The organism is Ciceribacter lividus (assembly GCF_003337715.1).
Lineage (GTDB): Bacteria > Pseudomonadota > Alphaproteobacteria > Rhizobiales > Rhizobiaceae > Allorhizobium > Allorhizobium lividum.
Map to the genome: position 1 here is coordinate 79,403 of NZ_QPIX01000017.1, position 7,061 is coordinate 86,463.

At 60.4% G+C, this 7,061-nt stretch carries 7 protein-coding genes and 1 pseudogene; 5 read left to right on the forward strand and 3 right to left on the reverse strand.

Annotated features, from left to right (window positions below; genetic code table 11):
* Nucleotides 1–16 precede the first annotated feature (16 nt).
* The 5 genes from DFR48_RS21430 to DFR48_RS21450 all read left to right on the forward strand — a co-directional run bounded on the left by DFR48_RS21430 (nucleotide 17) and on the right by DFR48_RS21450 (nucleotide 5,904).
* Complete coding sequence (locus DFR48_RS21430) at nucleotides 17–1,012, forward strand: Bug family tripartite tricarboxylate transporter substrate binding protein (RefSeq protein WP_114365250.1); 996 nt, start codon at nucleotides 17–19, stop codon at nucleotides 1,010–1,012.
* Between the two features lie 75 nt (nucleotides 1,013–1,087).
* Nucleotides 1,088–1,609: a tripartite tricarboxylate transporter TctB family protein gene (locus DFR48_RS21435; RefSeq protein WP_114365251.1), complete on the forward strand. Its 522-nt coding sequence runs from the start codon at nucleotides 1,088–1,090 to the stop codon at nucleotides 1,607–1,609.
* A gap of 5 nt (nucleotides 1,610–1,614) precedes the next feature.
* Nucleotides 1,615–3,156 carry a tripartite tricarboxylate transporter permease gene (locus DFR48_RS21440; protein ID WP_114365252.1) on the forward strand — a complete coding sequence of 514 codons (1,542 nt, stop codon included), beginning with the start codon at nucleotides 1,615–1,617 and terminating at the stop codon, nucleotides 3,154–3,156.
* 1 nt (nucleotide 3,157) lies between these two features.
* Nucleotides 3,158–4,009, forward strand: coding sequence for a shikimate dehydrogenase family protein (locus DFR48_RS21445; protein ID WP_114365253.1), 852 nt, complete (start codon nucleotides 3,158–3,160; stop codon nucleotides 4,007–4,009).
* 2 nt (nucleotides 4,010–4,011) lie between these two features.
* Nucleotides 4,012–5,904, forward strand: a complete 1,893-nt coding sequence (locus tag DFR48_RS21450; protein ID WP_114365254.1) for a bifunctional sugar phosphate isomerase/epimerase/4-hydroxyphenylpyruvate dioxygenase family protein — start codon at nucleotides 4,012–4,014, stop codon at nucleotides 5,902–5,904.
* Between the two features lie 303 nt (nucleotides 5,905–6,207).
* On the opposite strand, the gene DFR48_RS21455 is transcribed toward DFR48_RS21450, so the two are convergent.
* From DFR48_RS21455 to DFR48_RS21465, 3 genes and pseudogenes are all read right to left on the reverse strand, one after another.
* The gene (locus DFR48_RS21455; RefSeq protein WP_114365255.1) at nucleotides 6,208–6,495 is read right to left on the reverse strand and encodes a type II toxin-antitoxin system RelE/ParE family toxin; all 288 of its coding nucleotides are present in this window, start codon (nucleotides 6,493–6,495) and stop codon (nucleotides 6,208–6,210) included.
* Nucleotides 6,492–6,734, reverse strand: a complete 243-nt coding sequence (locus DFR48_RS21460) for a type II toxin-antitoxin system ParD family antitoxin (protein ID WP_114365256.1) — start codon at nucleotides 6,732–6,734, stop codon at nucleotides 6,492–6,494. The genes DFR48_RS21455 and DFR48_RS21460 overlap by 4 nt, the downstream gene beginning before the upstream one ends.
* A 222-nt stretch (nucleotides 6,735–6,956) precedes the next feature.
* Nucleotides 6,957–7,061 (reverse strand): annotated as a pseudogene (locus tag DFR48_RS21465) (transposase); the annotation flags it as partial.

A 7,061-nucleotide genomic window follows, 5' to 3' on the forward strand; every position in this document is an offset into this window, starting at 1 on the left:
TGAGGGAGGAGCAAAAATGTTGAGGCGCATACAGGGAGCGATGGCCGCTCTCGTACTTTTTGCCGGCGGTGCAGCCGCTGGCGATTATCCGGAACAGGACATCCAGGGCATTATTCAGTGGGGTGCAGGCGGCAGTACCGACCTCGTCATGCGTTCGGTTGCTCCGCACGCGGAGAAGGTGCTGGGCCGCAGCATCGTCCTGTCCAACAAGACGGGCGGCGTCGGTGTGATCGCCACCCAGTTCGTCTCGACGCAACCGTCGGACGGCTATACGCTGCTTATGAGTGCTGAAAATCCGCAACTCTACAAGGTCATGGGCCTGTCCCAGCTCGACTACGCGGACTTCTATCCGGTCAACGTTCTGGCGCGCGGCATACCGGTGCTGGTCGCCAACAACGACGCACCATTCAACACCATCAAGGAACTGGTCGATTACGTTCAGGCCAATCCGGGGCAGGTCAAGATGGGTTCGACCGGTCCGGGCGGCCTGCCCTCGGTCGTGGGAGGCATGCTGTCCTCGCAGATCGATTTCAAGGTCACCGCTGTTCCGTTCGACGGCGATGGCCCGGCTTTGACTGCCATGCAGGGTGGTGCCGTCGACTTCATGCCGGCCGTCCTTGGCGCCGCCGTCGAGCACGTGAAGGCTGGCCGCATCAAAATTCTCGGTATCTTCGACAGCGAGGCAAACCCCGTCCTGCCGGACGCCAAACCGATCGTCGCCGATTATCCGGAATTCAAGAAGTTCATGCCGTGGGGTCCGTTCTTCGGCGTCTTCGTCAAGCGTGACACCCCCGACGACATCAAGGCAAAGCTGGTCGAAGCCTTCAAGGCCGGCGCGAATGCACCCGAGTTCCAGAAGCTGATCTCGGACCGCGGCTATGTCTCGATGAACATTTCGGGCGACGAGGCCGACGACTTCCTGAAGAAATGGCAGTCGACCACCGCCTGGGTCGTGCATGACGCCGGCATGTCGAAGAAGTCGCCGGAAGAGTTCGGCATTCCGAGACCCTGATCGTCGAACGACGAACCGGCCCGTGATGCGGGCCGGTCAGCGTGCTCACCCCTTGGGGTGATGGGAGGAATATTCATGCAACCGAACGCCAATACACGGCGCCCCGGCGAGATCGCCTTCGGCGCCATGCTGCTGATCTTCAGCCTTTTCATGCTCTGGCAAGCCTACGAAATTTCCGGCTTTTCGTCATTGAGTTCCGCAGGTGCCTTTCCGATGGCGATGGCGGCCATCATGGTCGTAACGACCATGATCTCGTTGCTGCGCTCCTTGCGGCTGCCGTCGCCATCGGGTGGAATGCAGCTCTTCGTCAAAGAGGTTCTGCCGCCTACCGTCGTCGCCTTCGCGCTGCTGATCCTGGGCTATTCGCTGCTCCTGCAGCCGCTCGGCTTCGTGCTCGCCTCCTTCACCTTCCTGCTGGTCTCCTCCTGGTTCCTGCAGGCGGGGCAGTTCAGGCGGGCGCTGCTGCTCTCGGTCATATCCATCGTCAGCGTATACATCGTGTTCCGCCTGATCTTCCAGGTCGTCTTGCCTGAGGGGATCATACCCGAACGCAGCATCATGGCCGCCATCGGCAGTCTGTTCGTCGGAGGCAATTGAGGATCATGGAAGCACTCTCCTACCTCTTTTCCTCCTGGCTTCAGCCGGACCTCCTGCTGTTGACCGCCATCGGCACCTTCGCCGGCATCTACATCGGCGCCATCCCGGGTCTTTCGGTTACCATGGCGGTGTCGATCCTGATCTCATTCACCTTCAGCTGGGAGGTCAACCCAGCGCTCGCCCTGATGAACGGCATCTTCATGGGCGGCGTATACGGCGGCTCGCGCACCGCCATCCTTCTGAATATCCCAGGCGCCCCGGCGGCGATCGCCACCGCGCTCGACGGTTATCCCCTCGCCAAGAAAGGTGAAGCGGGTGAGGCAATCGGCCTTTCAACCGTCATGTCCTTTTTTGGCGGCTTCGTCGGCATCATCGTACTTGCCTTCGCCGCCCCCGTCGTCAGCGAATTCGCGATCAAGTTCCAGCCGCGCGACTATATGCTGCTCGCAGTCATGGGTATTCTGCTGGTCGGCTCGCTGTCCGGCGAGAGCATGGCCAAGGGCATTTTTGCGGGCGCGTTGGGCATGCTTCTCGGTACGGTCGGCCTCGACCCGATGACGGCCGAGCAGCGCTTCACGTTCGGCTCCGTGCAGCTGATGAACGGCATCTCTCCGATCGCACTCATGATCGGCCTGTTCGGCGTGTCCGAGGCGTTGCTGCAGCTCCACAATCTCCATGCCGAAGCGGTCAAGCAGAAGGTCGACAAAATCGTTCCGTCCTGGTCCGACGTGAAGAAGTACCTGCCGCTCAGCCTCCAGACCTCCGCCATCGGCGTCATCATCGGCGCACTTCCGGGAACCGGAGGCGATATCGCGGCGCTGATGGCCTATGACCATGCCAAGCGCGTTACAAAGAATCCGGAAGTTCCCTTCGGTCAAGGCGCCAAGGAAGGTCTGGTCGGACCCGAATCAGCCAACAACGCAGCCGTTGGCGGCGCCTACATTCCGATGCTGACGCTCGGCATTCCCGGCGATGCCGTCACCGCCATCATCATCGGCGCGCTGTTCATCCATGGTCTGAACCCCGGCCCGCTGCTGATGATCGAGAAGCCGGACATGTTCTGGTTCACGGTCGGCAACCTGGTGCTCGCCAACATCTTCATGCTCATTTTCGGGCTGACGGGTATCAAGATCTTCACCCGCATCGTCGAATGCCCGAAAGCCATCCTGTTCCCGCTTATTCTCCTGCTTAGCGTAGTCGGTGCCTTCTCCATCAACAACGCCATCGCAGATGTCTGGTGGATGCTCGGCTTTGGTGTCTTCGGCTACCTGATGAAGCTCTACGGTTACCAGGTCGGACCGGTCGTGCTCGGCATCATCCTGAGCCGCCTGATGGACGACAACTGGCGCCGCGCAATCATTTCCGAGCGGGATAGCATTCCGTCATTCCTCCTCGGTGTCGTGTCGAGCCCGCTCTCGCTCGCGCTGCTTCTAACCATCGTTTTTGTCCTTCTCAGTCAGAGCCCGCTTTGGAAATACATCGCGAAACTGTTCGGCAAGCGAGCCGATGCTGCGGCCGGGACGAAGCTGAGCAATAAGGAAAAGTGACATGCCAAGTGGTGCCGTTCGCCTCGGCCTCATCGGAGACAATATCGCCCGATCGCAATCGCCGCGCCTGCATGAGCTGGCTGGCCGGCTTTGTGGCCTCGAGGTAACCTACGAACGGCTCGTGCCGGCCGACATGGGCCGTTCGTTCGAAGCCGTCTTCGAGACCTGCCGAGGCGAAGGCTTCCGCGGCATCAACATCACCTACCCCTACAAGGAAAAGGTGACGAACTACCTGACGGTGCCCGACCGCGCCATCGCCGCGATCGGTGCCTGCAACACCGTACTCTTCGGCAAGGGCGGGCCGACTGGCTACAACACCGACTATACCGGCTTCATGGCGGCGTTTCGCGCTGCGTTCGGCAATGCCCCTCCCGGAAAAGTCGCGATGGCGGGCGGCGGCGGCGTCGGCAAGGCGGTGGCCTTCGGCTTGGCCGGGCTGGGATGCCAGGAGCTGGTTGTCTATGACACGTCGCCCGAGCGTGTAACGCCGCTTCTCGACGCACTCGGGCAGGCCGGGTTCTCCCTGGAGGTGCGAATGGCAAGCTCCATCGAGGAAGCGGCCGAGGAGGCGGACGGGCTGGTGAACTGCACGCCTCTCGGCATGGTCGGCTATCCGGGGAGCGCCATCCCTGCATCGATCATCGGAAAGCAGCGCTGGGCCTTCGACGCGGTCTACACGCCGGTTGATACCGAGTTTCTCAACGAGTGCCGCCGCGCCGGTCTCGAGGTCGTCAGCGGCTATGAACTGTTCTTCCATCAAGGCGTGGACGCGTTCCGACTTTTCACGGGTATCGAGGTCGATACCGCGAAGCTCCGCCGCGAACTGCGCCGGTGCGAGGAGATGGAGGCCTGACGATGAAGACGTCGATCGCCACGGTTTCGATCAGCGGTGATTTCGAGGAAAAACTGATCGCTATCGCGCGAGCCGGTTTTGACGGAATCGAGATATTCGAGAACGACTTCCTGGCCTTCGACCGTTCACCGGCCGAAGTCGGGCGTATGGTTCGTGATCACGGGCTGGAGGTGACGCTGTTCCAGCCCTTTCGTGACTTCGAGGGCATGCCGGACCCCTTCCGCAGTCGCAACTTCGACCGGGCGGAACGGAAATTCGATCTGATGGCGGAAGTCGGTACCGACCTCATGCTAATCTGCTCGAACACATCCCCCGTCTCGCTGGGTGGCATAGATCGGGCAGCGGCCGATTTCCACGAACTGGGCGAACGGGCGGCCCGGCGCGGTCTCCGTGTCGGGTACGAGGCTCTGGCCTGGGGACGGCACATCAACGATCACCGCGACGCCTGGGAAATCGTGCGCCGGGCCGACCACCCGAATATTGGCCTCATCCTCGACAGTTTCCACACGCTGGCCCGCAAGATCGACGTCAACTCCATCCGCTCCATTCCGGGTGACCGCATCTTCATCGTGCAATTGGCCGATGCGCCACAGATCGAGATGGATCTGCTCTACTGGTCGCGTCACTTTCGCAACATGCCGGGCGAAGGCGACTTGCCTGTGACCGATTTCATGCGGGCTGTCGCCGCCACGGGCTATGACGGCTATATTTCGCTGGAGATCTTCAACGACCAGTTTCGCGGCGGTTCGCCGAGCGCGATTTCCGCCGACGGGCACCGCTCGCTGATCTACTTGATGGATCAGGTGAAGCGTGCCGAACCCGATGTCGCCATGAGCGTTCCGGCCTTGCCCGACAGGGCCGAAGTCGAGGACATTGCCTTCGTGGAGTTTGCCGTCAGTGAGGGTGATGACGAGCGACAGCTGGAAGGTCTTCTGAGCGTGCTGGGCTTCCGGCCGACATCACGGCACAAGTCCAAGGCGGTGACCCTGTTCCAGCAGGGCGGGGTGAACCTAATTCTCAACCGCGACGAACGCGGTTTCGCCAATGCGTCCTATCTGGTGCATGGCGCCAATGCCTACGCGATCGCGCTGATGGTGGGCGACGCCGAGGCAGCGCTGAACCGTGCCGTGGCCCTCGGCGCAGAGGCCTTCGAACAACCGGCGGAGCCGGGCGAAGTGGCCATTCCAGCCATTCGCGGGGTCGGCGGAGGCCTCATCTATTTCCTCGATCGCAAGGGCGATCTCGGACGCATCTGGGAAATCGATTTCGAACCTCTGCCGGGCAGCGACGCGAGAAACGATGCGGGTCTCACGCGGATCGATCATGTCGCCCAGACGGTGAAGTACGACGAGATGCTGTCCTGGCTGCTCTTCTATACCTCGCAGCTAAAGGTGAGGAAAACGCCGATGGTCGATATCATCGATCCGGCCGGCGTCGTGCGAAGCCAGGTGGTCGAGAATGCGACCGGCTCGCTGCGTATCACGCTCAACGGCGCGGAGAACCGCAATACGCTGGCCGGCCATTTCATAGCCGAGACCTTCGGCTCGGGCATCCAACACCTCGCCTTCGAGACAGAGGATATTTTTGCGACGGCGGAGGCGCTGAAGCGGAATGGATTCGTGGCGCTTCACATCTCGCCGAACTACTACGACGACGTGGAAGCCCGGTTCGGCCTGGAGCCTGCGCTGGTGGAAAAGCTGAAGGCAGCCAACATTCTCTATGACCGTGACGAGCAGGGCGAGTATTTCCAGCTCTATTCGCCGACCTACGGGGAAGGCTTCTTCTTCGAGATCGTCGAGCGACGCGGCTATCAGGGCTATGGGGCCGCCAACGCCATCTTCCGCATTGCGGCGCTCAGACGCCATCTCCGTCCACCGGGGATGCCAAATTTCTAGTTTGCCATTCGCACATGCTCCGGCCCGGCATCAACTCTCTCTCTTCATCCTGACTGAGCTGCGGAGATCACGGCCCTCCCGGACCCACGCGTTTGCGCCGGCAAGCGTGGTGCGTTCAACGATTTCAGTTGAGGAACGCCAGCGTCAGTGACTTTGAAAACGTCATGTTTTGTTCGCTCAAGACAGACTCTTGTTCGGGATCTCAAAGATGCCTATGGGCATGATGGAACTGTGAGCGCTTTGAACCGATCCGAACCTGAGGCACACCAATCGCCACCGCTCCATGTGTGCGGTGCAGTAAATTCAATTACTTGCCCAATCTTCGTGCCCGTGGCGAACTCGTATTACAAAAATTGTCTCATCGTCTTCGATTCGGTAGACAACGAGATGCGCTTTGAAGGGATGAGTTCTAACGGGCGGATTGATCTCATCCCGTTCGCGCGCGATGCGTGGATTGGCAGCTATAAGATCAAGTAATGCGAAAAGTTCATCGTGGTAGCGCTTTGCTGGGCCTGCTCCGAACATACGGACACCTTGCTCGGCAATCGCGATAATGTCCTCTTCCGCTTCAACTGAAAGGCTAAAACTCATGACTCGCCGGCACGAGTCATCGCCTCAGCAAAGAGCTCGTCCTTTGATCGTTTGCCAACACCACTTCGGAGCCCGGCATCGACGAAGCTTTGCATGGCGGCGATCTTGTCGTTGCGCATCTGGTCGCGTCGGATCAGGTCGCGCACGTAGTCGCTGGCATTGGAATATCGTCCGGTCCTAGCCTGCGCCTCCACCCAATCCTTCATCGGGTCTGGAAGAGATACATTCATCGTGGCCATCGGCACCTCCATTTGAAGGCACCATAACTGATTTTGGCAAAGTTTGTCAAAGACTCGAACGCCTTGATTGGATCAGAACCGCGGACCAGGAATCCAAGTCGTCTGGCCCGATCAAATCCAAGCGTCATCTGGCGCGGCACCATCCCCGGCCGCTCGCACGGCCGGGGATGTCAGGATTACGCATTGAGCGTTTTGGCAAAGGGCATGAGACGGATCCGCTTGCCGACTCACTTGGCTCTTCGACATGCCGCCCGCACCCATCGCCTTGACCAAATCGTCGACCGAGCGTGTCGAGACGCCGTGGACATATGCTTCCTGGATCACCGC

Coding starts and splice junctions, on each gene's coding strand:
- DFR48_RS21440 (WP_114365252.1), top strand. CDS start 1,615: ATGGAAGCACTCTCCTACCTCTTTTCCTCCTGGCTTCAGCCGGACCTC.
- DFR48_RS21455 (WP_114365255.1), bottom strand. CDS start 6,495: ATGAGTTTTAGCCTTTCAGTTGAAGCGGAAGAGGACATTATCGCGATT.
- DFR48_RS21435 (WP_114365251.1), top strand. CDS start 1,088: ATGCAACCGAACGCCAATACACGGCGCCCCGGCGAGATCGCCTTCGGC.
- DFR48_RS21460 (WP_114365256.1), bottom strand. CDS start 6,734: ATGGCCACGATGAATGTATCTCTTCCAGACCCGATGAAGGATTGGGTG.
- DFR48_RS21430 (WP_114365250.1), top strand. CDS start 17: ATGTTGAGGCGCATACAGGGAGCGATGGCCGCTCTCGTACTTTTTGCC.
- DFR48_RS21445 (WP_114365253.1), top strand. CDS start 3,158: ATGCCAAGTGGTGCCGTTCGCCTCGGCCTCATCGGAGACAATATCGCC.
- DFR48_RS21450 (WP_114365254.1), top strand. CDS start 4,012: ATGAAGACGTCGATCGCCACGGTTTCGATCAGCGGTGATTTCGAGGAA.